We start from the raw sequence: 311 nt of genomic DNA, 5'->3' as shown, positions 1-311 counted from the left end.
AAGAATACTCTGGACCTTTTCCGTAAGTGTATTGCTTTCCAACAGGCTGTTCGAATCGATGTATATCCCCAGCCTTATGCCATCTAACCCATGTCTGAACCTGTGTCTTATTCTTAATATTCAATTTTTGCATGATCTCTTTCATAGGCACGCCTGCCAATCTCATTTCTACAGCCTGCTGTTTCACTTCAACCGGATAACTCACTCTTGTCCCCATAGAAAAAACACCTCCAAGTCTAATTTCGGATAACAATCATCCGTTTTCAAACTTGAAGGTGTTTTTATTTGTCTCATCTTATGGGGTCAGTCCC

1 protein-coding gene is annotated in these 311 nt (G+C 40.8%); it reads right to left on the bottom strand.

Annotated features, from left to right (window positions below):
• On the bottom strand, positions 1-217 hold a 217-nt coding region (locus AC0DBE_RS21785; protein ID WP_472963800.1), incomplete at its 3' end, for a helix-turn-helix domain-containing protein.
• Between the last annotated feature and the right edge of the window lie 94 nt (positions 218-311).

The sequence above is a fragment of the Bacillus sp. VA15 genome, assembly GCF_055721145.1.
This window is presented reverse-complemented; position numbering and strand designations above follow the sequence as displayed.